14 protein-coding genes, 2 rRNA genes and 1 pseudogene are annotated in these 26,400 nt (G+C 43.2%); 11 read left to right on the forward strand and 6 right to left on the reverse strand.

Annotation, left to right across the window (positions count from 1 at the left end):
* Positions 1-308 precede the first annotated feature (308 nt).
* From AC2SLM_RS10300 to creD, 7 genes are all read left to right on the forward strand, one after another.
* A complete protein-coding gene (locus AC2SLM_RS10300) occupies positions 309-2,045 on the forward strand; it encodes a TolC family protein (protein WP_486553681.1) in 1,737 nt (578 codons plus the stop codon).
* Positions 2,046-2,157: 112 nt separating this feature from the next.
* Positions 2,158-3,210 carry an HlyD family secretion protein gene (locus AC2SLM_RS10305; RefSeq protein WP_486553683.1) on the forward strand — a complete coding sequence of 351 codons (1,053 nt, stop codon included), beginning with the start codon at positions 2,158-2,160 and terminating at the stop codon, positions 3,208-3,210.
* A 22-nt stretch (positions 3,211-3,232) separates the two neighbouring features.
* Positions 3,233-4,711, forward strand: a complete 1,479-nt coding sequence (locus AC2SLM_RS10310; protein WP_486553685.1) for an ABC transporter permease — start codon at positions 3,233-3,235, stop codon at positions 4,709-4,711.
* A complete protein-coding gene (locus AC2SLM_RS10315) occupies positions 4,711-5,883 on the forward strand; it encodes an ABC transporter permease (protein WP_486553687.1) in 1,173 nt (390 codons plus the stop codon). The genes AC2SLM_RS10310 and AC2SLM_RS10315 overlap by 1 nt, the downstream gene beginning before the upstream one ends.
* A 351-nt stretch (positions 5,884-6,234) precedes the next feature.
* Complete coding sequence (locus AC2SLM_RS10320) at positions 6,235-8,007, forward strand: potassium/proton antiporter (protein WP_486553689.1); 1,773 nt, start codon at positions 6,235-6,237, stop codon at positions 8,005-8,007.
* Between the two features lie 346 nt (positions 8,008-8,353).
* The gene (locus AC2SLM_RS10325; RefSeq protein ID WP_486553691.1) at positions 8,354-12,793 is read left to right on the forward strand and encodes a two-partner secretion domain-containing protein; all 4,440 of its coding nucleotides are present in this window, start codon (positions 8,354-8,356) and stop codon (positions 12,791-12,793) included.
* A 246-nt stretch (positions 12,794-13,039) separates the two neighbouring features.
* The gene (gene creD / locus AC2SLM_RS10330; protein WP_486553693.1) at positions 13,040-14,677 is read left to right on the forward strand and encodes a cell envelope integrity protein CreD; all 1,638 of its coding nucleotides are present in this window, start codon (positions 13,040-13,042) and stop codon (positions 14,675-14,677) included.
* A 539-nt stretch (positions 14,678-15,216) separates the two neighbouring features.
* Here creD and AC2SLM_RS10335 read toward each other — a convergent pair.
* The 3 genes and pseudogenes from AC2SLM_RS10335 to AC2SLM_RS10345 form a co-directional block, all read right to left on the reverse strand.
* Complete coding sequence (locus AC2SLM_RS10335; RefSeq protein WP_486553695.1) at positions 15,217-15,924, reverse strand: DUF938 domain-containing protein; 708 nt, start codon at positions 15,922-15,924, stop codon at positions 15,217-15,219.
* Positions 15,925-15,957: 33 nt separating this feature from the next.
* Positions 15,958-16,421, reverse strand: a pseudogene (locus AC2SLM_RS10340) (flavodoxin family protein).
* Between the two features lie 39 nt (positions 16,422-16,460).
* On the reverse strand, positions 16,461-17,057 hold the full coding sequence (locus AC2SLM_RS10345) for a hypothetical protein (protein WP_486553697.1): 597 nt from the start codon (positions 17,055-17,057) through the stop codon (positions 16,461-16,463).
* Between the two features lie 508 nt (positions 17,058-17,565).
* Between AC2SLM_RS10345 and AC2SLM_RS10350 the strand changes: the two genes are divergently transcribed.
* The 4 genes from AC2SLM_RS10350 to AC2SLM_RS10365 all read left to right on the forward strand — a co-directional run bounded on the left by AC2SLM_RS10350 (position 17,566) and on the right by AC2SLM_RS10365 (position 22,439).
* The gene (locus AC2SLM_RS10350; RefSeq protein ID WP_486553699.1) at positions 17,566-18,453 is read left to right on the forward strand and encodes a hypothetical protein; all 888 of its coding nucleotides are present in this window, start codon (positions 17,566-17,568) and stop codon (positions 18,451-18,453) included.
* Positions 18,454-18,474: 21 nt separating this feature from the next.
* A complete protein-coding gene (locus AC2SLM_RS10355) occupies positions 18,475-19,284 on the forward strand; it encodes an HAD-IIB family hydrolase (protein WP_486553701.1) in 810 nt (269 codons plus the stop codon).
* A 168-nt stretch (positions 19,285-19,452) separates the two neighbouring features.
* Positions 19,453-20,676, forward strand: coding sequence for a glycosyltransferase family protein (locus tag AC2SLM_RS10360; RefSeq protein WP_486553703.1), 1,224 nt, complete (start codon positions 19,453-19,455; stop codon positions 20,674-20,676).
* A 5-nt stretch (positions 20,677-20,681) separates the two neighbouring features.
* The gene (locus AC2SLM_RS10365) at positions 20,682-22,439 is read left to right on the forward strand and encodes a sugar phosphorylase (RefSeq protein WP_486553705.1); all 1,758 of its coding nucleotides are present in this window, start codon (positions 20,682-20,684) and stop codon (positions 22,437-22,439) included.
* 207 nt (positions 22,440-22,646) lie between these two features.
* Here the strand turns inward: AC2SLM_RS10365 and AC2SLM_RS10370 are convergent, their stop codons facing one another.
* The 3 genes from AC2SLM_RS10370 to AC2SLM_RS10380 all read right to left on the reverse strand — a co-directional run bounded on the left by AC2SLM_RS10370 (position 22,647) and on the right by AC2SLM_RS10380 (position 26,388).
* Positions 22,647-23,057, reverse strand: coding sequence for an OsmC family protein (locus AC2SLM_RS10370; protein WP_486553707.1), 411 nt, complete (start codon positions 23,055-23,057; stop codon positions 22,647-22,649).
* A gap of 202 nt (positions 23,058-23,259) precedes the next feature.
* A 5S ribosomal RNA gene (gene rrf, locus AC2SLM_RS10375) occupies positions 23,260-23,373 on the reverse strand.
* A 162-nt stretch (positions 23,374-23,535) separates the two neighbouring features.
* Positions 23,536-26,388: ribosomal RNA gene (locus AC2SLM_RS10380) — 23S ribosomal RNA — on the reverse strand.
* Between the last annotated feature and the right edge of the window lie 12 nt (positions 26,389-26,400).

Here is a 26,400-nt window from a genome sequence, read left to right on the forward strand (position 1 = left end):
TCATTGAATTAATATACACTATATAATTAGCATCATAACCTAGCAAACCTATGGGTTGATGACCAAACTTATCGCTTATTGACACGCACTCAGCACCCTATTCCATGAGTAAGTTATACAAATGGTCAAAAAAACTCAGCAGTAAGATAAGATTTCTCGAAAAATAGTATAAAATGATATGCCATTAAATTATCACTCATAAGGCAATATCTCTTATCTAAGTATTAAAGCATCTAAGCCGGCGTGATAATACGTTATTATGGAGTTCACTCCCATTCGTACCTTTCTTCTACTAGTCAGTCGCCATTATGTCATTATTTAAGTCAAAATCCGTTACCGCTGCTGATAAAAGCACTACCTCTATAGTAACAGGCTTAGCCTCTTACTGTGGCCAATCTCTTGTGCACTCAAAAAACACGTCTTTAAGTCGTGCCATTAGTATTGCTTTAAAGCTACCTACTGCACTAGGCATCTACCTAGCACTCAATACGCTCAGTGCGCATGCCGAGAGTTTGGATGGCTATATCACGCCTTCTAATCAAGCCCATCAAATCAGCACCACCACACCAAGTATTACTGAAATCGCTGAAGGCCTAGAGGCCGGTAGTTATCAAACCTTTGCGCTACAAAACATTATTGATCCGACGACTGGTATTGCGATCAACGATACTTATTCCATTGATGTTCCTGAAAAGCTAAGTCTAGGCCAAGCACAGCATGTGTTGTTACAAGTCTCACCGAAACTGGCAGGAAATAATGCGGGTATCGCAGCCAATCAGCTGCTGTCAGAGGCCACAGAAGACTTAAACAAGCCGATAGTTTTTTTGCGGGCTGGAGCAACGCGTTTTAGAGTAGATACAGATGTTGATTTAACCAGTATCAAAACAGATATTAATCGAGAGCTTGATAGAAATCTCTCCTCACTACCTACTATTGGCTCAGGTATCATATCGGAGCTACCTGCTATTGCTGATAGAAGCATCCCTGATGAGTATGAAATAAGGCGTGAGTCAAGTAATGTTAGTGCTGGAGTCGCCGTGTTATGGCCAATTTATACTGCGGGGCGTACTAAAGCCATTACTAGCCTTGCTGATGCACGTACCGAAGAGAGTCAAGCCGATGCGTTAATGGATAACGATACGTTGCAGACGACGCTGATTAATCGCTACTTTACCGCACAGCTTGCAATAATTGCGGCCTACTTACGTGAAGATGCGCTCAATACCATTAAAGAGACAGACTATACCGCAGAACGCTTATTGCAAGAAGGCTTTATCTCACGTGTTGAACGGTTAGAGGCAAAGAGCGCCTTAGCAGAAGCTGAGAGTGAGTCAATTAAAGCCAATCATGATGCACAGCTTGCGATGACTGCTCTACAGCGCTTACTACGTACACCTAATCTTGTTAAACCGGTTACGCCCCTATTTGTGTCATCAAAACCTTTACCCCCTTTAAAGCATTTTCAGGATATTGCCCTACAAAATCACCCAGGGCTAAAAAAAGTCGATGCCAAATACGCACAAGCCGAATCGTTAAGTCAATTCTCTAACACTGGATATAAACCAACCGTATCTTTATTTGGCTATCATGAGATTGATGATGACCCCAGTTGGATTGCTGGTATCTCAGCCAGTTGGAAACTATGGGGTGGACTCAATAAAAACGCGCAACACGCCTCAAGTAAAGCACGAATGCGTCAAGCTCTATTAGCCAAAGTCGATGCCAGTGATAATATTATGTTATTGGTTGAGAAAAACTGGCAGTCGGTCGAGAACGCACGTATTCGCTATCACTCGTTAAACAGCAATATATTATTAGCCAAAGAGTTACTGCGCCTAAAACGCCTTGGCTTAGAAGAAGGGGTTAATACCGCACTTGATGTGACCACCGCACAGACACGTTATTTGCAAGCGCAAACCGAGCAAACCTCAGCAGCTAACGATTATGTACAAGCACTGGCAGCATTGATGGAAAGTATCGGCACGCCGCAGGCCTTTAATGACTATATGGCAGCGGCAGATATTAAACTGCCAACTGTCTATTAATATTGAATATTAGCGAGCCTCCATTTCTAGGGCTCTTTATTTAATACGGCAATCAATGCCCATTTGCTCTTAGACTTACTATTAATTTTATTTTTATCGTCAGGATAAATGCATGAACGCTTCAAAAAAACCCAGCCCTATAATGCTTAGAAATATTATTATCACCCTAGTCGTTCTTATCGTTATAGGGCTTATCGTCTATGGTTTGAACAAAAGTGTTCAGAGTACTGAGCAGACAATTACTCTGCAAGGTGAGATGGAGATGCAGTCGACAGCGATTGCAGCCAAAGTACCGGGGCGTATTGCTAAAATCTTGGTAACGGAAGGCGATGCGGTAGAAGCGGGCCAGCAATTAATCGAGATGGACTCACCTGAGATTAGTGCTAAGATGAATCAGGCGCAAGCAGCACGTGATATGGCGCAAAGCCAGTTAGATAAAGCCGAAAATGGCGCACGTCCGCAAGAGATTGGACAAGCTAAAGCAGCATGGCAGGCCAACCAAGCCGCTGCCGATCTAGCAAAAAGCACGTACGAGCGCGTCAACCGCTTGTATCAAGAAGGCCTAATGGCACGTCAAAAGCGTGATGAAGCCTATACCCAATATGTGGCCAACCAAGACAAAGCCGATGCCGCTCGCCTGCAATATGAATTGGCACTAGAAGGCGCGCGCGAAGAGGACAAACAAGCGGCGCAAGCGCAAGTAGCACAAGTTGATGCTAAGATTGAAGAGGCGCAAGTAGCGCAAGATGAGGCCAATCTAAAAAGCCCAATCTCAGGTATCGTTGATGATGTGATTATTAATCCAGGTGAAGTTATTGGTGAAGGTGTGCCTATCATGACCTTGGTCGATCCGAACCAGCAATGGGTGGTGCTCAATGTCACAGAAAATAATTTAAATCACTTTAGTATCGGCAAAGAGTTTGTCGGGACCTTACCTGCCTTATCGACAGCAGGCAGTCCATATAAGATGACGTTTAAGGTGTTTAATACCGCCTCAATGTCTGATTTTGCCACTTGGCGTGCCACCAATAGTGAAGACAATTATGATGTGCGCACGTTTGAAGTCAAAGCGCGCCCCACTACCCCAGATACTAAGATACGTTCAGGTATGAGCGTGGTAGTCGAGCTTACCGCCGCCAGTGAAAATCCTAATAATGCCAATTAATATTGCGAGTATAGGCTAGATTATGTCCGAGTCTAAAATCGATAAACCTGACATTGTCTTTGATAATACAAGCAATAGACGCTCATCCTTGCTATCTGTATTTTTGCGCAGTGCGCGTTATGAAGGCAGATTCCTGCTGCATAACTCATGGGATTATGTGATGCTGCTATGGCTACCGCTGCTGACTATTTTGGGCGTATGGTGGATATTCTCAAAACCCTATATTGTCGATTTGCCTATTGGTGTGATAGATAATAGTAAAAGCAACTACTCGAGACTGCTAACCCGTTATTTGGATGCCAGTCCTGATCTCAAAGTTACTGGTAATTATCAAAACCTTAAGCAGGCCAATGAAGACATCCTAAGTCAAAACATATATGCGGTCGTGGTCATTCCCAATGATTTTGCTGACCAAATAAACCAAGGAGCACCCTCTCCGGTCATCTTAAAGGTTAATGCGCAATACGGGACACACTCTGGTATCGTGCAACGCGGGGTGCAGACGGTAGTCGGAACTGTATCGGCAGGCGTGGAAATCAAGCGTACCGTCAAGCAAGGTAGCTATAGCGAGCAAGCCCGTATCTCCTACTCGCCTATCGGGGTTGAGCGCATTAACCTATTCAATATTGGTGCAAACTATCAACAGTTTCTGGCCTCAACCGTCATCCCTGCGCTGTTACATATTCTAGCGATGATTGTTGGTGCCACGACCATTGGCCGAGAGGTTCGTGATAAGACCTTCTCTTTGTGGTATCACACCATGATTTATAAGGATATGCCTTATCCTGACTTCAAACGCCTCAAGCACGTACCTCCGAAGAAGAAACTGGCTTTTTTGCATGCCAAATTAGACAAGAGTTGGCAGCTGCCGGTTGATTTTAGCAAGTTACCTGAACTGAGCTATAGGTATCGGCAGCAGGTCGACCGTGTGCCTAATGAATTTAAATATCCATACCAGATAGATTTTAATAAAAACGTCAAACCCCGCATGCCAAAGAAGGTCTCTATTTTAGCTTTAGTGGTCGGACTTAATGGTAAACTGATTTGGGCACTGCTGTTCTTTATGTTATGGGGTGGCCTAGCCGTTACCCTAGCAGTGATTTCGCATTCTGCCAGTTTATTATCTGTGTTTATTGTCTTTATTGCGTTTATAGCGCTGACCATGATTTCACTTTGGCTGGGTGCAATTTTTAGCTTAACCAGTTATTCGCTGCGTATGGGGTTGTCGAGCACTGCTTTTGTGTCTGCACCCTCGTTTGCCTTTGCCGGTGTCACCTTTCCTCTACTGGCAATGAGTGATGGCGCTCAGCGCTGGGCGAATGCCCTGCCTCTCACCCATTATCTAAAAATACATATCGGTCAGCTGCAAATGCTCGCACCTGCTAGCATCGCCTTGCCGACGTTAATGGGGCTCATTATTGCGGTCGCAGTTACCTTAGTGCTCACCGCCCTACTGAGTCTTCGTGCCTTTAAGAATCCAGATCGCTGGGGAGCACGCTAATGCCAAAATTTACCAAACCGTCTCCGCAGCAAATCACCCACCGCACCTTTCTGCAAGGCTTCTTAGGCACGCTTGCCTCTATTTTTAAAGACAAAGGCGTGTTATTAATGCTGATTATCGCGCCCATTATTTATGGCTTCTTCTACCCGTGGCCGTATCGCAGTGAAGTGGTCAAAGAGATTCCAGTTGGTATCGTCGATAAAGACCACAGTACCTTATCCAAAACCATCGCCCGATACAGTGACGCCAGTCCAAATCTTAGCGTGCGTGCTTATCCGACGCAGCAAGATGCGGTAGAAGCCATGTACCGTGATGAAATAGCCGGTTATCTGATTATTCCCAACAATCTAGAGAAGTATGTGTATGCCAGCAAACCGGCACATGTTTCTATCTTGGGTAATAACGGCTATTTTCTATTGAACAAGCAGGTACAAGTAGGCTTTACTCAAGCTATCGGAACCGTGTCGGCAGGCGTGGAGATAAAACGCAATGTGGCACAAGGCGCATACATAGAAACTGCCAAAACTAGCACTCAGGCGGTACCACTACGTATCGACCCTATGTTTAACCGCAGTGAAGGCTATGGCGCCTATGTCGTGCCTGCCGTGGCCCTATTGATTTTGCAGCAGACACTAATGATGGGAACTGCGCTGCTTATCGGTACATGGCATGAAAACAGACGTCAAAATGCCAGTATGTCTGGCTGGATTGGCCGCATATTGGCTTTATCTTTTATCACCTTTTGGGTGGCCTGCTTCTATTATGGTTGGGTATTTACCTTCCAAGATTACCCCCGTGGACATAATATATTAGGCACCTTATTATTTATGGCGATATATGCACCCGTTGTCGCTACCATGGGCTGCTTGCTTGGCATGTGGTTTAAAGAGCGCGAGCGCAGCATGCAGATTCTTATTTTCAGCTCCCTGCCCATATTCTTTTTAAGTGGGTATCCATGGCCAGTTAGCCAATTACCCGTACCCTTGCAATATATACGTTGGATGTTTCCTTCGACCTCGGGTATGAATGCATCGGTTCAGCTAAACCAAATTGGCGCTTCGCTGTCGCATGTCAGTGGTTATTTATACCATTTAGTCGCTCTTGGTTTGATTACCTTTTTGCTACTACTCTGGGCTCAGCAGCGTCAGCTCAAACGAGCACCCAGACGCTAGGCTTAGCCTCTAGAAGCGTATAGCAAACCATACTCTACCGCATTAAAATAAAGCCGATTTTGACAATTGTATTATCAAAACCGGCTTTTTTATGTCTGCATTTATGCACTATTCCCTAAAACAACACCGTATCGTTAAAGCGCCCAAAACGATTCTAACAGCATAACCGTTTAGTAGTCTGCTGACTATATTTTGTATACACAGTAACTTAAAGATAGTTTATTGCAGCATAGATACTGCCTATAATCGGTTTATGATTATATTTTTATATTTATCTTTATCGAAAGCTTAATACTTAATATCTAGCACTTAGCCTAGAACTTAACCTATTTATCAAGGTCAATCGATACGATGGAAACCCTAAATATCATATACTTGGTAAGCGCATTGCTTATATTCTCAAGCATTATGGCCAGTACCTTATCGGCCCGCTTGGGTATTCCGTTGTTACTGCTATTTTTAGCCGTGGGAATGCTTGCCGGCGAGCAAGGTATTTTAGGGATTGAGTTTTCACAATATGGCTTAGCTAACTTTGTCGGACAAGCAGCCCTCGCCTGTATTTTGCTTGATGGCGGATTACGCACCTCATTTCAATCATTCAGGGTCGGTCTAAAACCAGCACTTACCCTTGCCACTTGGGGGGTGTTTGCTACTGTCTTAATATTGGGCTTATTCGTTACGTGGCTATTAGATGTCGACTGGCGTATTGGTCTTCTGATGGCAGCTATCGTGGGTTCAACCGATGCCGCTGCTGTATTCTCCTTGCTGCGTAATGGCGGTGTAAAACTCAACGACCGCGTCCAAGCCACTCTAGAGTTAGAGTCTGGTGCCAACGACCCCGCTGCCATCTTGTTGGTAACTGGTTTAATCGCCCTAAATGTTGATCCTGAAGGTCAAACGGCTATGGGCTTTATTGGATTATTGGTTGAGCAACTCGGCTTTGGCTTGATTATGGGTCTACTTGCCGGCTATCTGCTATCTAAGTTATTACCAAAAATCCATTTGGCCGAAGGTATGTACGCCATTCTGATTCTATCAGCAGGTTTAAGCGTATTCTCGGCAACCAACCTGATTGGAGGTAGTGGATTTTTGGCCATATATTTGGCAGGGATACTCATCGGGAACCATAAGGTACGTGCAACCGAACACGTTCTGCGGGTTATGGACAGCTTTGCTTGGCTATCACAAGCCATTTTATTCGTTGTACTGGGCCTGCTTGTCACACCCTCTAACGTGCTCAACGTCTGGCACTATTCTGTGGCTATCACCGCCTTTATGGTATTTATCGCACGCCCTATTGCGGTTTATACCGGCATCAAACCTTTTGGGTTTAAAGACCGTGAAATTGGTTTTATTTCATGGGTAGGTTTGCGCGGTGCAGTACCCATTACGCTGGCTATATTGCCAATTATTGCTGGTGTCGAAGATGCATTTTTACTGTTCGATATCGCATTTGGCGTGGTAATTTTATCTCTGGTGGTACAAGGCAGCAGCATTCCATTTATGGCCAATGTATTCAAAGTACGCATTCCCAAAATTGCCGAGCCTGAAGAGGAAATGGAGATTTGGGTATCCAACCAAGCCCGCATTACCCTCTATGAATTCGAGGTCAAGGCAGGTTCCTTTGCGATGGGACGCCATCCCAAAGCCATCTCTACCACTATAGATACCGAAGAGATTGCGGTATTTGCACTAGTCAGAGCTGAAAAGATTGTCATCGTTGATAGAGACACCCGATTAAAATTTGGTGATCGGGTCTGGTACGGTCTTCGCGGTGATCATGCCGGCAAAATCGCGCGCATATTTAACAACATCAAACTCGATAGAAGATCTGTAGAAGACTTCTACGGCGACTGGATGATATCGCCGAACGTAAAACTCGGCGATTTACCCTTCTTTAATGAACAAATCGCCGCCACCCCGCCTAACACCAAAATGACTTATTATAAAGATGGCTCACTTATTAATATGTGGGAACAGACCGTCGCAGAATTTATTGAAGCCAATTTGGACACTGCTCCCGTTGCTGGCGATACGGTCAGAGTCAACGAAGAATGGTCATTAATTATCAAAGATATCGACAAGCAAGGTATATTGAGAACCGTCGGCCTTAAGCACTATTAAACCATCGTAATAAATTGTTCATAAATAATTGATATAATTGGCAATAACTTAATAACAGACAAGGGTATCCCCTACCTAAATCCGTTAAATAGAGAATGTTTTCTGCAATTGGCAAGGTAAATGCATACCTTATATTATGATTAACCATACCAGCTCAAAGCTGAATTTCTTGCGTAAGCTCTGACTTATTTTATATTTATTTATACTTAATTAAGAACAATACTTTGCACATAGGTTATTGATTTTATACTAAATTCCTGCAAGTCTAACACCCTAACCAATTCATTTTTAACTGTGATTGCTTATCAATACTTCCGCTTTTAACTATGCTATTTAAGGATGACCGATGAAATCTATGAAATTATCAGCCACAGGTCGTATCACCGCATTTATCGCCATCGCATCACTGTCAGGTACAGCGATGGCAGATATCCGAGCACTGGGCAATGTCAATGTGCAGAAACAGGCTAACGGCGTAGAAGTGGTGGACATCAACGCACCAAATGCACAAGGGTTATCGCATAACCAATATAATCAATTTAACGTTTCTAGATCTGGTGCCGTTCTTAATAATGCCACTCAAAGCGGACAATCTGTTTTAGCGGGCAACTTAGGTGCCAACTCAAATTTAAAAGATCAAGCCGCGACTGTCATTTTAAACGAAGTGGTGAGTCGTAAACCCTCTTTGTTACTGGGTAAACAAGAAGTCTTTGGGATGGCGGCGGACTATGTACTCGCCAACCCCAACGGCATCAGCTGTGAAGGCTGTGGGTTTATCAACGCTCCAAGAGTGAGCCTAGCGGTCGCTAAGCCTGAAATTACCGATGGCAAACTCACAGGCTATAACACCAAAAACGATCGCGGACTACGCATTTACGGTGGTGTTCAGTTTGACGATACCAAAGTGGTGGATTTAATCGCCCCGCTAATCTATGCCGATACGGATATTAAAAATGCAGACAACGTCAATGTCGTGATGGGACGCAACAAAGTCGGTATTAATCCAGACGGTAGCTTAAGCGCAACTTCTATCGCTGCAAAAAGCGACCGTGTACTAGACGGTAATCTTTTAGGTAGTATGCAAGCTGGGCGTATCACGCTGCATAGTACCGACGATCGTGCCACTATGGATGTGAAAGGTGTCGAGTTTAATACTAAAGATTTCAATGCCCGTGCCGGTAATCTTAATATGCACGGTAACATTAAGAACTTCGAACAACAATACAGTCAAAAAGACTCTCCGCTGATTACCTCGACCACGTTGCAAATCGGTCAACACTATTTACCAACACGCATTAATGCCGACAATGTAGATATTCAAACCACAAAAAATTTATCGCTCAACGGTACTCAAATTGTGGGTAATAAAGTCAACCTTGAAGGCGATAATATCGCTTTAAATGGTGAGAAAACGATAAACACGATTTACCGCTCTACCAATACTCAAAAAGGCGGACTTAAAGAAGAGACCTTATTTCATACGGATAAAGTTACGGCGCTATATGGCTCCAATATTCGCAGTAATAATGTCAATATAGACGCCAAAGCAGGCAATATCACCGGTAATTCTTCCCAAATAGTGGCGCCTGTGGTACGTCTAAATGCGGGGGATGAGATTGCATTAACAGGTGGTAATGCCAACGAATTCCACGATATTACCTTTGAAAATAGACTAGGTACTATTGCATTAAAACGCGTTGTTGATTCTGAATCAGCGAGTAGAGATTACTATATTCCGACCGCTATTTTGGCGAACAAAGCAGCGATGACCAGCGGCGGTAACCAGGAATATGCAGGGGCGCAAATTGTCGCAAAAGATATGGAATTTAAAACGCCAGGCACCGTATCTTTTAGTGCCGAAACCAGCAAGGCCACCCATAATATCGATCATAAAGTAACTTATTGGGGCGGATTATTTGGCTCACAAACCGACAATAATGACACCACTATCATTAAACAAAACGGTGCCGATGTGCAAGCCAGCAACTTGTTATACATTGATGCAGGCAAAGGCTTAAACCTGACGGGTAGCCGCGTACTAGCCGTTAAAAATGCCTATTTAAATTCTCCGCATGGTGATTTTAATATCAAAGGCGCTACCGAAACTACTACCAATGTAGACCTGCATCGTACCGGTACAATTTTTGATATTCCTATCGATGTCCTTACTACGACCACAACTGATCAGACAAATAAAGAATCAGTTTTAGAATCCTATACCAATTTAGCCTTAGTCACTGACCAAAACATCAATATTGTCGGTAGCCAAGTGAAAGCAGCAGGACTACTTGATTTAGAAGCCGGTAAAGAGCTTAATATTGTGGGTGTTAAGGATGTTCATGATGTGACTACTGTTCATGACACCCTTGGTATCGTAGCGGATATAACAACAAAGCCTTCGCTCTATGCAGCTGATGCAAAAGTGGCGGGTACTAAACTGACTGAAGCAAAAGTGGCTGATACTAATCTGACTGACGCTAAAGCTTCTGAACCTACTTCAAAATCAGCTCAGGTAGCACAGCCTATAACTACTGCATTATATGCAGTTCAACCTGATGCAGGCACACTAAAAGAAGCTACTCCTAGTGATTCCACTCTAAAAGTTGATGCCTCCAAATCAGAAGAATCAAAAGCGATTTCTTTAAAAGATGCGTCCGTTGACTGGCGTTTAGGATTGGGTATTACCCATGATGTCGATACTGACAATACTCAAACCGTATCAGGCTCTCTTGTTTCTGGTGGAACAACTACCCTAAAAGGCGGTGATGTTAATATTACTGGCAGTAAAGTAACCTCTGAAAATGATCTTAATATCAGCGGTAATAATGTCACTACCTCTGCTCAAGATAACAGCCATACTGTTGCTAGTGACTATACCGATGTATTTTTAGGTCTTAAAGGCAGCGTTGATACGTCTGGTGTGACCGTTGGATTAGGACTAGATGTTAATAATCAGAAGAAATCTGATCAAACAACTACCCCAGTGGCGAGTCAATTAAGCGGCCAAAACGTTACTATCAAAGCAGACAGTGACATTCATCATTCAGGCACAAATATTACTGCCCAAGATACCGTCAATGAGCAGGCGACCAATATTACCCATGACCAAGCCCATGCGACTCAGACCAAATCTGATACAAATGTTGATGTCAATATTGGTCTTTCAGCTTCTGCAGATTATAAAGGAGGGTTAAGTGCTGGCCTTAATATTGGTGCAAGTGGTTCTGGTAACAATAACGTACAAACTCAAGGTTCAGGCACAACCATTACCGCAGGCACTATCAACGAACAAGCTACAAACGCCCTTAACGATGAAGGCACCCATTACAAGGCAACAGGCGATGTGAACCTGTCTGGTAAAGATGTAACACTTGCTTCAGGCTATGACAGCACAAAAGACACCAGTAACACTGGTGGAGCTAGCATTAATCTCGGACTTGGCGGTCTTGAAGGCGCTAGCCCTACAGGTTCAGTTGGCGTATCAGCCAATTTCCAGCATGAGCAAGCCGGTACCACCACTGCCAAACCTGCCACAATTGAAGGTGCAAACGTTAACATTCATGGCGATGATACGGTTGTTTCTCAAAGCAATATCACTACGCCTGGTAGCTTAAATGTAGATGCCGGTAAAGAGGTTAGCCTTGTTCAATCTGAAAATACCAGCAACGCCACTGGCGGTGGCTTTGATGTTAGCGTCAATGTTGGTGGTCTGGCATTAGATAAACCGACTCCTCAACCTTCCGTTGGTGTGTCAGTTGGGGCTAATGGTCATAACGGATCATCCCTTGAGGGCGTCAATAATACCGTTACCGCAGGGAATGTTAACCTGTCAACAAGCGGTACTAACGGTACGGTCAACGTACAAGGCACTAACCTCACCACTGACAAGCTTAATATTGATACCAACACTGCTAATATCGCTGGTACAACCAGTACCGCGCATAGTGGTTCAGGTGCGGTTGGTGTCAATGTCGCAGTTGGTTCAGGAGGTAGCAGTTTAGATCTTGGCGGTAATATCAGTGCTGGCACCAGTCAAAGTCAGCATACGGGCACTAGCACCGTCAACGCAGGTGAGCTAAATATCAATGCTGAAGAAGGCGTGAATATCAGCCATGCAAACGTAACCGCTGACAATGCTACTATTAATACTGATGGCGTCTTTAATGTTTCAGCAGGATCAAACCATGGTCAACACACCTCAGTAGATCTTGGTGGCAATATTGAAACCAAAAAAGAAAATGACGCTCTTGTGCCAAAAGCTGGCAATATCCATGTCGGCGTTGACACTGGAGACAGTCAGTCTTATACCCCTGCCAGCGTGAACATAGGTCAAAATGCCAATGTTAACGTTGGTGGTGATGTCAATGTATCAGGCAGCAGTGTCAATGCGGGTACCCTGCAAGGCAATGTTAGTGGCAACGTTAATAATGAGATATTACAAAGCCATAGTAATGAAACTAAGGTCGATATTGCATTAGGAACAGAAGGTTCTCCTGTTAAATATACGCCAGAGAATGCAGGTTCTCAATTGATTTCAGATATTAAAAACGGCACGATTGCAGGGGTAAAACCTATAGCGGATATTGACATTCATCATAGTGATGCCACGACTACACAAACCACACCGGTTGGTATCAAAACCGATAATGGTCAACTTAATGTAGGTGGTAATACGAATACTATTGGCGTTGGTGCACTCGATAGCCAAAGTGGTTTTGATTTTACTTTCAATCCAAGTGCCAACTATGACCCAATGGCGTATCTTGAAGGTTTTATCAAAAGATAACTAAAGTTCCCACCAACCCATGAGTGGTAAAGCGGTTATATTTCAAAGGCTAAATTTCAGTGTAAAATTAAATCCTTGAAATAGCCTTAACTTAAAAGAAAACCAAAACGCGATAAGTTACCTTATCGCGTTTTTTTATTCCACTATCTTTTCATGTTTGTTGCATCACCCTTCCTTATCGCATCCCTAAGATATCCTTAATGTGTTTTTATGCCTACCCCAAACAATCAATATAAAGGATGTCTTATGCAAAAAACCCTCATTATCAAATTATCGATCATCGCCGTACTGTGCATGATATTTGGGATTGGTCTAAATATGATCAGTGCTTTAATCTCTGAACGGCAACACTATTCAGAAGCCGTTATCAAAGAAATCGCTGAACAACATGTCAACCCACAACAAGTCATCACCCCGTTTATCACCGTCCCAGCGCTCATCACACCAAGCTGCTCCGCCCAACCGACGGATCTCAATGTCAAGTGTGCCAAACCCTATACCGTGATAGACACTTTTTTCGCGTCCCAAACCACGGCTACCCAAGATCTTGATGTCAGCACCGATACCTACCAGCGCGGCATCTATCATGCCACCAGTTTCAATGGAGACTTATTATTTGACCAAACGTTTAAAATCGAACCCTCAGCTGACATTCAACAAGCCGAACTGACAGCCGCTCCATCCAATGTCAACGCTCCTAATGCCAGCGCGTCTAGTACTAATGCTTCTAATGCTTCTACCGCCAACGCTGCAACGGCTGATCAGACCTATCGTAAAACGTTACAATGGGACAAAGCCCGCATCATAATACCGGTATCTGACCTACGTGGTGTCAATACACTGCCCACCATTACTATCAATAAACAGCACATCAAAGCCACGTACCCTGAGTCAAACACTCTTGGCAACTCATCGCAACTGAGCTATGTAGAGGCGCCCCTTCCAAGCTCTATAGCAAATCAATTAGCATCAGCCTCAAACCAGTCAACAAAACAGGCTTCTCAATCAAACACCACTGACATAGATAACACCAAAGCCGCCTCCACTGTCTCATTTAACGCCTTAGTCACTCTGCCCTTATCTGGCATCAGCACCTTAAACACCGTACCAACGGGACAAAACTTCGAGCTTGCCATGACCAGCAACTGGCATGCACCCAATTTTATTGGTAAAGCACTCCCCAATGCCAAAACATTTTCAAAAGAAGGCTTCGAGGCAAACTGGCAAAACCAATATCTCACCATTGCAAATAACCAGTATCTGAACGACTGTCTCAGCCAATCAAACAGTTCTTGTTCATTTGCAGACACCACGTCTTTCAGCACAGATGACACAGAATACGATGAGTATTATGCAGAAAGGTCAGCTTTAGAAGCGAGCGAGGATAAGGGATTAGGTTTTAATAGCTCAGGTTTAAGCAGCTTTGGCGTCAGTTTTGCAGAACCGAACGACGTTTACTTACAAACCGAACGCACCATGAAGTATGCGCTACTATTGATACTCGTCTCATTCGGAACTTTCTTCTTATTTGAAATCATCAAAGCAAGTCGCATCCATCCCATCCAATACTTGCTCGTTGGCAGCGCCTTATTGGTCTTCTACGTATTATTATTACCGCTTGCCGAACAAATCGCATTTTGGTTAGCGTATGCCATTGCCGCCTGTGCCTGCGTCGGTTTAATCGGCTGGTATTCATACTATTTGCTTGGTAGTGCCAAACGCGCCGTACTGTTTACCGCTATATTGGGCGGGCTCTACGCCTCATTTTACGGCATATTGACCATGGAAGATTTAAACCTATTACTCGGCGCCGTCTTCTGCTTTGCCCTACTCGCCAGTGTCATGATAATGACTCGAAAAATCGACTGGTACAAAGTCGCTTAACACACATTATCACAACTCTAAAAGTAGCGATAAGCAGCCAATCTCGCTTTCGTTACTATCTTGGTTAACACAGGGGCGGTCGCTAAAACAAGTGACGTTCCTGTTATCTCGATACCGCCTCTTGTTAAGCGCCCACACCCCTGTGTGTCACCAAGTATATCCACTACAATCGAGGCTAAACCGCTTTCACTTTTCACACTTCGCTATCATTCCCAGTTGTGTCAATTATTCACTCACCTCAACGTTTGCTTGTTGAATTCTAGCTGTTAAATATTAGCCATTAGCCATTAGCTATCAAATGATTACCAATAGTTTCTTTCTATAACCTGAATTCGGGATAATCAATTCATAAAATTTAAGGGTATAGGCACTCCTTTGTTGCAAGACAATGCACTCACCTTTTAAAGAAACGGTCATTCATCTCTTTTTAACGTTGGAAAGGTTAGCTCCCTTCCTTTTCAAAGGAAGGGTTGGGGATGGATTTTCTAACTCAAATAAAAACAATCGCTTACAAACATTCTTATCCCGCATTTAGGTTTCTATAGACTCATAGACCTAAGATAAACTTCGTTGAATTGTCTTAAGTTAAAATTAGCGTATTTTTTAAAAACCAATATTTGATTATTTGCAGGCATCTGATACTGCGAATGTAAGGTTAACTGATGGGTGGATGCTAGGCTAATAACATCCTCTTTATTACGAATACCACTTTTTGAATCGCGCTGACGCAAATGCCTATCAAACTGTCGGTTACTGTCACTCGTAAAATGTCCATTTTCATTAAATGGCCCATAAATAATTAGCTTACCGTTTGCTGGTAGCGCATCCCCCACCAACTCAAACAGCCTCTCAACCAATTCCCAAGCAATGATATGTAATGTATTGGCGGTAAACACAGCATCATACCGTTTACCAGACAGTGCTAGTGGTATTGAGTCTGTGGTTAAATCAAACGCTAAAGGCGCATGCAAGTTCGGTGCAGGATGACGATCGTGCCAGCCTTTAATCACAGAATGGTTCTGACGGACATCGCTGGTCTGCCAGTCCAGATGTGGCAGTCTTGGCGCGAAGTAAACACTATGTTGACCAGTACCTGACCCAACCTCCAACACATGATAATAGTCTTGCAGCTCGTTTTGCAGCACCTTTAAAATGGGGTCTTTATTATTCTCACACGCCTGAGAACAAGGCAGTCTAGACATATGCATACTATTGACATCTGTGTTTCCTAAACTCGCTTGACTCATTACACCATTTCTCCGACCAATTAAAATTTTGAATTAATAGATACCTGCTTCCAATCCAGCAGCCAACGTCATCGCAAGCTCTTCTACTTGATCCGTAAATGCTTCCTGCCAATCGCCTTTTAATATTAGCGCATCTTGCACCCACTCCCAACGAAGACCTGTAGTAATCGTCTTTAAAGCTCGTTTTGTACCCGTACCATCTTGTCCAGCTCGGATATATACCGCCAATGCTAGCCCTTGCTTTTTATCTAACACAGGGTAATAACAACGATCAAAGAAGTCTTTGTCAGTCCTGCCATATAGGCTAAATTTTCAGTCGTGCCTATCAAAATGGCATCAGCAGCTAGCACATCTTCAGGTTGCGTGTCTTGAGGAGATTTAAGAATGACATTGATATCTATGTCAGGATGATTAGCACCTTTAAAAGCGGCTTGTGCTAGCTTATGGGTATTTGGTGACGGAGCGTGGGCTATTATTAGTAGGGTTTTTGTTGGCATAGTGATTACCGATTTGATATAAAAATTATGAATATTTAGTTAACCTTTAGCTTTATTAAAACTTATAGACGCTAATGAATCTTTATATATACAGAGACAATCTTCTATCTCTAGAGGTTGCAATCTATGAAACTGTTCAGGTAGCTCTTCAACCTTCAAATAACCTTTAGAATAGTCTAAATCTAGACTTTTCGCACCTTGCATAGTACCGGCATGTAAATATACATACTCCGGTTCATAACCCAAAAAAGCACCTATACGTAATGCAGTATCATAAATAAGCAAATCCCCGACTCCCCAAATTGGACGTATCTCATCTTCCAAAACCATTAATAATTCTGTAAAACTATTTATAACTGAATAGTCTATATATTTTAGAGTCTTCGATAGTTCTTTCAACGTTTCATTTGATATACGATATTGATGGGGATGTTTTTTATCATCAACTGTTAAAGCTAATCCTGCTTTCGAAATAACCGTCCCTAAATTATCCTGTTGTCTATAGAATAGCATCTCATCAGATGCGTTTTGACGATGGTTATCTATGTAATGAGCTACAATTTCATTAAATGAGCTTAATAAAGTTTTATCAGTACCATTGCAGCTTTGAGATCTCAAGGGTGTTCTGCACGACATAAGGATAGTCCTACCATATAGTTTATAAATTAAACTTATATTCAATTGTTTGTATAATCAACAATGCTTCATTTATTTTTTTGAAAGGATAGTTTATTGTGATTGATTTATAAAATTGCAATAAACGTTACCTTTGGATGCGGTTTAGCCCCGATTGTAGCGAATATACTTGGTGAAGTAAGGCGTTGTGGGCGCTCGGCCAGTGGCGTTATCGTGGCGCAGGAACGGCACTGGCTATAGCGCACACCGCCGCACAAGCCAAGATAGTAGCGAAAGCGGGATTAGCTACTATCTTGGCTGAGTTTGATTTTGTTAGAATTGGTTTGGATTTATTTAATTGTATAATTTTCAATAGACTAATACAAAAACAACCTAAGCGCTATAACTGTTAAATTGCTTTGCAGTTATCATGCTAGCCAATTTTGCAATGATGTTAATTAACGTACGAAGTTGGGCACAGATATTGTAGCTATACAGACTCAATGGGAATAATGTTATGGACGATACTATGAATATACAACATTTTTTATCGACCCACCAACTCCCAGATAGCTATAAAGCTATAGCACAACAATGGTTCGAACCCTTATGTGAACGAGTATTAGAGCATCAACGAAATTCATCTAAACCGTTCATTATTGGCATTACAGGGTGTCAAGGCTCTGGTAAAACTACCCTAAGCAGCTTTATCGACACCTATTTAACATCAGTGCATGGTAAGACAGTCGTCTCACTATCGATAGATGACTTCTATCTGGATCAAACTGCTAGATTGGCTTTGGCGAACACGATACATCCCTTATTGAAGACGCGCGGTGTTCCCGGAACGCATGATATAAAGTTAGCCCTCAACACTATTAACCAATTACAAAACGGAACTCCCACACGGTTACCCCGCTTTGACAAAGCGACCGATAACCCCTACCCTATAGATCAATGGCAAACCATTGATTATTCACCAGACTTTATTATATTAGAGGGCTGGTGTGTTGGCTTGAAGCCTCAGTCAGAAGAATCATTACAGCACCCTATCAATGCTTTAGAAGAAACGCATGACTCCCAAAGGATTTGGCGTTCATATGTCAATACAGAGCTTGCCGATGAATACCAAACCCTATTTGATAGGATTGACTACCAAGTAATGTTAAAAGCGCCGTCATTCGATTGCGTCTTTAATTGGCGCTTGGAGCAAGAGCAGAAGTTAGCCAAAGCCTCGGCGGCTTCTCTTAACGACAGTAAACAAAACTCTATTATGACAGAGAGTCAGATAGCGACCTTTATTCAGCATTATCAAAGACTGACAGAACACGCTTTAACAACACTTCCTAATGTATCTGATACGGTATTTTTTCTCGATGAAACACGAACCATTACTCATCAAAAAGTGTCTAAATAACTTAAAAACTGATTTAAAAACATGACTAAAACACTTATTTTCACTGACATGGACGCGACACTGCTCGATCATCATACTTATTCTTTTACAGCCGCAAAACCAACTCTGGCAAAACTTGCTAACCAAGATATTCCTGTCATACCAACCACCAGTAAAACCTATGCTGAGATGCAACCACTTCGTGAGCAAATCGGTCTTGGCGGCCCCTTTATTATTGAAAATGGTGCTGCTGTATTCATACCCCCTAGCTTTTTAAAACAAAAACCCATCGACACGGTTGAATTAAATGGTTATTGGTGCAAAACCTTTAGTGCAAAAAAAGACCACTGGATAGACCTACTAGCACAAATAGGCGATGACTATGCGGGACAATACCAACAGTTTTCCAAAATGAGTGTCTCAGACATTCAAGATTGCACAGGGTTAGACTCGCAATCTGCGTCACTGGCTGCAAGACGTCAGTTTGGTGAGCCTGTTTTATGGTTAGGGAGCGAGGAAGATAAAGCGAGGTTTATTGTGTCCTTAAAAGAAAAAGGCGCAACTCCCTTAGAGGGTGGTCGCTTCATCCATGTATCAGGCAACTGCGATAAGGGACAAGCGCTACAGTGGCTTGCCAATGAATATCAAAATCAATATAAAACCGATGTTAAAACGATCGCCCTTGGTGATGGTAAAAATGATATTGCGATGTTAGAGGCCGCTGATGTGTCAATAAGAATTTTATCGCCTGCTAATCCACCTCCTATCTTGCAAAAAGAAGCGGTCTATACCAGTACACTTATGGGTCCTGAAGGCTGGAGCGAGATGTTAACGAAACTGTTAGAACTCTAAATACTAGCGTACCCTACTGACTTAACATTATTGGCTTTAATACTAATCGCTTTATCATTAATTGCTTTGACACATAGTAATGAAACTATAATAGCCACTTTAAAACTAAGCACTCAATATTAATCACTTTAATAACAATAACTTAACAATAATTAATTAGGAAGACTAATGGCCGACTTTTTCCAAAATGGTGTGGTAACAACCTTGCATAACTTAACGCGCCGTCCTAGCGATGAGATTGAAGCTGAGCTGGTACAATTTTCTAAGAAACGTCCTATGGGGCTTATACTGCCCTCTTTATTTTCAGAGCTTGAAGGCGAAGCACTGCCTCATATCGTGAGTGAGCTTAAAACTGTACCTTATTTATCTGAAATCGTTATAGGTTTAGATAGAGCGACTGAAGATCAATATCGCCACGCTTTGACGTTTTTTAGCAAACTGCCACAACATCACCGAGTGTTATGGAATGATGGACCGCGTCTAAAAGCACTTGATCTAGAGCTTGAGGCGAAAGGTCTCGCTCCTAAAGAGTTAGGTAAAGGTCGTAACGTCTGGTATTGCATGGGTTATATCTTAGCATCAGAACGCTCGGAGTCTATTGCCCTACACGATTGTGATATTACTACCTATGAAAAAGATTTGCTCGCCAAGCTGATTTACCCCGTTGCTAATCCTATGTTTAACTATGAGTTCTCCAAAGGATATTACGCCCGTGTCGCTAATGGCAAAATAAATGGCCGAGTGTCTCGTCTTTTGGTTACGCCTCTGATTCGTGCTTTAAAGCGAATTTTGGGAGACAATGACTACTTAGAATTTATGGACAGCTTCCGTTACCCTTTGGCGGGGGAATTTTCGTTTAGACGGGATGTGTTAAACGATATTCGCATTCCTAGTGACTGGGGTTTGGAGATTGGCGTTCTATCTGAAATGCATCGCAACTACTCCCGTAACCGCCTATGTCAGGTAGATATTTGTGATAATTACGATCATAAGCACCAGGATTTATCGCTACATAATGACCAAGGTGGCTTATCTAAAATGTCGATCGATATCACCAAAGCACTATTTAGGAAATTGGCGACACAAGGTCACATATTTAGCACCGAAACCTTCCGATCTATCAAAGCCACTTACTACCGGATTGCCTTAGATTTTATTGAGACTTATCATAATGATGCGGTTATGAATGGCCTGACTTTGGATATTCACGTAGAAGAAAAGGCTGTCGAGATGTTCGCTAGCAATATTATGAAAGCCGGCGAAAGCTTCCTAGATAACCCTATGGAAACTCCATTTATTCCTAGTTGGAACCGAGTGACCAGTGCCATACCTGATATTCAACAGCGTTTGCTGACGGCCGTCGAAGCCGATACAAAAGAGTTTATGGAGTAAGCAATATGGTATGGCAAACGCTCCATGAAAAAGTCATTCACCATTTAGAAAATATCTATACAGATGTTAATAGTGACGATAATAGCGATATAAATTATTCGTCTTTAGCCACTGACTTGCTTGCAACCATTGGCATCGAATCAGAAGCAGATATCGTTTCTTCACAATCTCATCATAACTACTGGGATCAAAGCGATATTGTTATGATTACCTATGGCAATAGTGTGGTTAAGAAAGGTGAAAAGCCTTTAGTTACTTTACATAAGCTTTTAGACAGCTACTTTCAAGACACTATTAATACTGTTCACATCCTACCCTTTTACCCCTATAGCTCTGACGACGGATTTTCGGTTATTGACTACGCATCTGTTAACCCTGAATTAGGCACTTGGGATGATATTGTTTGCTTGGGCAAGGATTATGGACTAATGGTCGACTTGGTCATTAACCACTGCTCAGTGCAGAGCCATTGGTTTCAGAACTTTATCGCGGGTAAAGGTGATGGCTCTGACTTTTTCTTTACAGCAAAACCAGCGGATGACTTATCTGAAGTGACGCGTCCCAGAGTGTCGCCTTTGCTACGGAAAACCCAAACAGCAAAGGGGACTAAGTATGTTTGGTGTACATTCAGCCACGATCAAGTAGACTTTGATTTTAGAAACCCAAAAGTTCTGCTTAAGTTTATTGAGATCATTCGATTTTATATTGATAAAGAAGCTAAATTATTTCGAATCGATGCCGTCGCATTTTTATGGAAAGTGATAGGAACGAAATGTATTAACTTGCCACAAACCCATGAAGTGGTTCGTTTAATTCGGACTTTAATTGAACATATCGATCCGTCTATTATTATCATTACGGAAACCAACATACCTAACCATGAGAACCTGACCTATTTCGGTAATGCCAACGAAGCGCATGGCATCTATAATTTCTCATTACCGCCCTTATTAATATATACACTAGCCTCAGGAGACTGCACCTATTTGAACAGTTGGCTGCTCAGCATGCCCCCCACTCAAAATGGTACGTTTTATTTTAATTTTATCGCCTCTCATGATGGTATCGGGCTGCGCCCTGCCGAAGGCTTACTAGATGAGGAAGAGATTAATAAGCTTGTCAATAAGATGAAAGAGTTTGGCGGGGAGGTTTCATGCCGCACTTTAGAAAATGGGAATCAGAAACCTTATGAGATAAACATTACTCTGTTTGATGCGCTACAAGGTACTTTTAAGGGCCCTGATAACTATCAGATCGAGCGGTTTATATGTGCTCAAACCATTATGCTTGGTATGGAGGGCATACCTGGCATATATATTCATAGTTTACTAGCCACTTCTAATGATTACGATAAAGTAGCGCTTACGGGACACAATCGCTCTATCAATCGTCACTGCTGGGATTATGGTGAGTTAGAATCTTTACTTGAGAACCCAGAATCTAAGAATTACATCGTAATAAACACGCTAACTAGGCTTTTGAAAATAAGGAAAGCTCAGCCCGCATTTCATCCTAATGCGTCGCAATATACATTACAATTAGGACAACAAGTATTTGGATATTGGCGTCAATGCTTGCAAGGTAAGCAAAGCATCTTCTGTATTAGTAATATTAGTGATCAAGACCAAACCCTACTGGTATCAGATATAAATTTGCTTGATACGGAAGTTTGGGTAGATCTTATCAAAAATAAGAAAATCGAGTTATCGAATGACTTTTTAACTCTACAACCTTATCAAACTGTATGGATAAGTCATTTATAACCTAATTTGAAACCTATTAACTCACTCAGCATACTTTAAAGGAATTACGCATCAAGCATTCTGGTTTGTAGGCTTGCCACCCTTATAAGATGCTTCTGAGCATTCATTAGGTTATTGATTGTAGGTTTAAAGCTTTATAGCTTAATCGTTTGTATAAATAACACTATTAAATGCGTGTTAGTACGTCAAGTTCTACTGCCCATTGCATTAATTATTCGGATAACTAAACGTGACGTCTTGATTGATATCAGGGTGTAAGCTCTTTGCTACAGGACAAGTCAAAGCTGCCGCTTCTAGCACCTTACGAGTACGCTCATCAAAATTTTGTGTAAACTCAATGGTGACTTTCACCTCACTCACACGGCGAGGGTCAGCAGCCATTATTTTAATTACTTCAGCTTTCGTGCCGACAACGTCCAGATCCATAGCAGCGGCTTTAATCCCAATAATGGTTAACATACAACTGGCCAAGCTGGTCGCTAATAAATCAGTAGGAGAAAACGCTTCTCCTTTGCCATGATTATCCGTTGGCGCATCGGTGATAATTTCATTGTTTGATTGTATATGTAAAGCTTGGGTGCGTAGATTACCTTGGTATACAACGGTTGAAGTAGTCATATGAACTCTCTCTAGTTGAAGCTTGTGGAAGTTAGAAGTTTATAGCCATCATACTAGCTTATTTGGACATAATGATAAAATAAGCTACACGTTTGAATTAAACTTAAAAACTTAACTAATAGTGAGAACTGCCCTTAAGATAAAAGCCCTCTCAAAGAAAAAGCCCCCACAACGTAAGTTGCGGGGGCTTTTAGGTATAGGGAGCTGACGATGACCTACTCTCACATGGGCGAACCACACTACCATTGGCGCTACGATGTTTCACTTCTGAGTTCGAGAAGGGATCAGGTGGTTCCATCGTGCTATTGTCGTCAGCAAAGGGGGTATAGATATGAGTTGGTTAAGGGTTAGCTTAACTTTGTTTAAAATATATCAAGAACCTGAATCAAGGTTGCTATTAATAAGCAATCATCAGGATGATATCGAAATAATTGGCTGTCTCTGTTTTATGAGAGCTACAAAACCACTTGGGTGTTGTATGGTCAAGCCAAACGAGCAATTAGTACAGGTTAGCTACACGCATCACTGCGCTTCCACACCCTGCCTATCAACGTTGTAGTCTTCAACGGCTCTTAAGGGAAATCTAATCTTGAGGTTGGCTTCCCGCTTAGATGCTTTCAGCGGTTATCCAATCCGAACGTAGCTACCGGGCAATGCCATTGGCATGACAACCCGAACACCAGCGGTTCGTCCACTCTGGTCCTCTCGTACTAGGAGCAGATCCTCTCAAATTTCCAACGCCCACGGTAGATAGGGACCGAACTGTCTCACGACGTTCTAAACCCAGCTCGCGTACCTCTTTAAATGGCGAACAGCCATACCCTTAGGACCTGCTTCAGCCCTAGGATGAGATGAGCCGACATCGAGGTGCCAAACACCGCCGTCGATATGAACTCTTGGGCGGTATCAGCCTGTTATCCCCAGAGTACCTTTTATCCGTTGAGCGATGGCCCTTCCATACAGAACCACCGGATCACTAAGACCTACTTTCGTACCTGCTCGACTTGTGGGTCTCGCAGTTAAGCGCGCTTTTGCCTTTATACTCTATGAACGATTTCCGACCGTTCTGAGCGCACCTTCGTACTCCTCCGTTACTCTTTAGGAGGAGACCGCCCCAGTCAAACTACCCACCATACATTGTCCTCGGTATTGTTATACCTGAGTTAGAACCCCAACATGACCAGGGTGGTATTTCAAGGTTGGCTCCACAAATACTGGCGTATCTGCTTCAAAGCCTCCCACCTATCCTGCACAAGTCAGGTCAAAGTTCAATGTAAAGCTGTAGTAAAGGTTCACGGGGTCTTTCCGTCTAGCCGCGGGTACACAGCATCTTCACTGCGATTTCGATTTCACTGAGTCTCTGCTGGAGACAGCGCTGCCATCATTATGCCATTCGTGCAGGTCGGAACTTACCCGACAAGGAATTTCGCTACCTTAGGACCGTTATAGTTACGGCCGCCGTTTACTGGGGCTTCGATCAAGACCTTCGCATACGCTAAGCCCATCAATTAACCTTCCAGCACCGGGCAGGCATCACACCCTATACGTCCACTTTCGTGTTTGCAGAGTGCTGTGTTTTTAATAAACAGTTGCAGCAGCCTGGTATCTGCGACTGTCAATAGCTTACGGAGCAAGTCCTTCACCATCGACAGCGTACCTTCTCCCGAAGTTACGGTACCATTTTGCCTAGTTCCTTCAGCAGAGTTCTCTCAAGCGCCTTGGTATTCTCTACCTGATCACCTGTGTCGGTTTAGGGTACGATTCGTTTATGACTATCGTTTAGAAGCTTTTCCTGGAAGCATGGTATTTGCCACTTCGCTGTACAAGTACAGCTTGCTATCAGATCTCAGTATTAACAGCCCGGATTTACCTAAGCCGTCTACCTACATCCTTTCACTCAGACAACCATCGCTGAGCTGGCATAACCTTCTCCGTCCCTCCATCACATCATAAACAAGTATCAGAATATTAACTGATTTCCCATCGACTACGCCTTTCGGCCTCGCCTTAGGGGTCGACTCACCCAGCCCCGATTAACGTTGGACTGGAACCCTTGATCTTCCGGCGTGGATGCTTTTCACACCCATTATCGTTACTCACGTCAGCATTCGCTCTTGTGATACCTCCAGCATGCCTTACGACACACCTTCACAGGCTTACACAACGCTCCCCTACCACTTGAAACATGTTCAAATCCGCAGCTTCGGCTCCTAGTTTGAGCCCCGTTACATCTTCCGCGCGGGCCGACTCGACTAGTGAGCTATTACGCTTTCTTTAAAGGATGGCTGCTTCTAAGCCAACCTCCTAGCTGTCTATGCCTTCCCACTTCGTTTCCCACTTAACTAGGAATTTGGGGCCTTAGCTGGCGGTCTGGGTTGTTTCCCTCTCCACGATGGACGTTAGCACCCACCGTGTGTCTCCCGGATATCACTCATCGGTATTCGGAGTTTGCATCGGTTTGGTAAGTCGGTATGACCCCCTAGCCGAAACAGTGCTCTACCCCCAATGGTGTTCGTCCGAGGCGCTACCTAAATAGCTTTCGGGGAGAACCAGCTATCACCGAGTTTGATTAGCCTTTCACCCCTATCCACAAGTCATCCCCTAGCTTTTCAACGATAGTGGGTTCGGTCCTCCGGTGCCTGTTACGGCACTTTCAACCTGCTCATGGATAGATCACTCGGTTTCGGGTCTATACCCTGCAACTAATTCGCCCTATTAAGACTCGGTTTCCCTACGGCTCCCCTAATGGTTAACCTTGCTACAGAATATAAGTCGCTGACCCATTATACAAAAGGTACGCGGTCACGGATCAAGTCCGCTCCCACTGCTTGTACGCACACGGTTTCAGGTTCTATTTCACTCCCCTCACAGGGGTTCTTTTCGCCTTTCCCTCACGGTACTGGTTCACTATCGGTCAGTCAGGAGTATTTAGCCTTGGAGGATGGTCCCCCCATCTTCATACAGGATTTCTCGTGTCCCGCACTACTTAATATGCTTGCATTTATGTTTCGAATACGGGGCTATCACCCACTATGGCCAGTTTTCCCACACTGTTCTTCTACATAAAATTAAGTCGGCTCCTCCCCGTTCGCTCGCCGCTACTAGGGGAATCTCTATTGATGTCTTTTCCTAAGGGTACTGAGATGTTTCACTTCCCCTCGTTCGCTTCCTAATAAATTAGGATACCTAACTTACGTTAGGTGGGTTTCCCCATTCAGAAATCTCCGGATCACAGATTATTGCCATCTCCCCGAAGCTTATCGCAGGCTGTCACGTCTTTCATCGCCTCTGACTGCCAAGGCATCCACCATGTGCGCTTAATTACTTGACCATACAACCCCAA

The organism is Psychrobacter sp. CX16, assembly GCF_057396245.1.

Coding starts and splice junctions, on each gene's coding strand:
- AC2SLM_RS10345 (WP_486553697.1), bottom strand. CDS start 17,057: ATGTCGTGCAGAACACCCTTGAGATCTCAAAGCTGCAATGGTACTGAT.
- AC2SLM_RS10355 (WP_486553701.1), top strand. CDS start 18,475: ATGACTAAAACACTTATTTTCACTGACATGGACGCGACACTGCTCGAT.
- AC2SLM_RS10320 (WP_486553689.1), top strand. CDS start 6,235: ATGGAAACCCTAAATATCATATACTTGGTAAGCGCATTGCTTATATTC.
- AC2SLM_RS10360 (WP_486553703.1), top strand. CDS start 19,453: ATGGCCGACTTTTTCCAAAATGGTGTGGTAACAACCTTGCATAACTTA.
- AC2SLM_RS10305 (WP_486553683.1), top strand. CDS start 2,158: ATGAACGCTTCAAAAAAACCCAGCCCTATAATGCTTAGAAATATTATT.
- AC2SLM_RS10300 (WP_486553681.1), top strand. CDS start 309: ATGTCATTATTTAAGTCAAAATCCGTTACCGCTGCTGATAAAAGCACT.
- AC2SLM_RS10335 (WP_486553695.1), bottom strand. CDS start 15,924: ATGAGTCAAGCGAGTTTAGGAAACACAGATGTCAATAGTATGCATATG.
- AC2SLM_RS10370 (WP_486553707.1), bottom strand. CDS start 23,057: ATGACTACTTCAACCGTTGTATACCAAGGTAATCTACGCACCCAAGCT.
- AC2SLM_RS10310 (WP_486553685.1), top strand. CDS start 3,233: ATGTCCGAGTCTAAAATCGATAAACCTGACATTGTCTTTGATAATACA.
- AC2SLM_RS10325 (WP_486553691.1), top strand. CDS start 8,354: ATGAAATCTATGAAATTATCAGCCACAGGTCGTATCACCGCATTTATC.
- creD (WP_486553693.1), top strand. CDS start 13,040: ATGCAAAAAACCCTCATTATCAAATTATCGATCATCGCCGTACTGTGC.
- AC2SLM_RS10350 (WP_486553699.1), top strand. CDS start 17,566: ATGAATATACAACATTTTTTATCGACCCACCAACTCCCAGATAGCTAT.
- AC2SLM_RS10365 (WP_486553705.1), top strand. CDS start 20,682: ATGGTATGGCAAACGCTCCATGAAAAAGTCATTCACCATTTAGAAAAT.
- AC2SLM_RS10315 (WP_486553687.1), top strand. CDS start 4,711: ATGCCAAAATTTACCAAACCGTCTCCGCAGCAAATCACCCACCGCACC.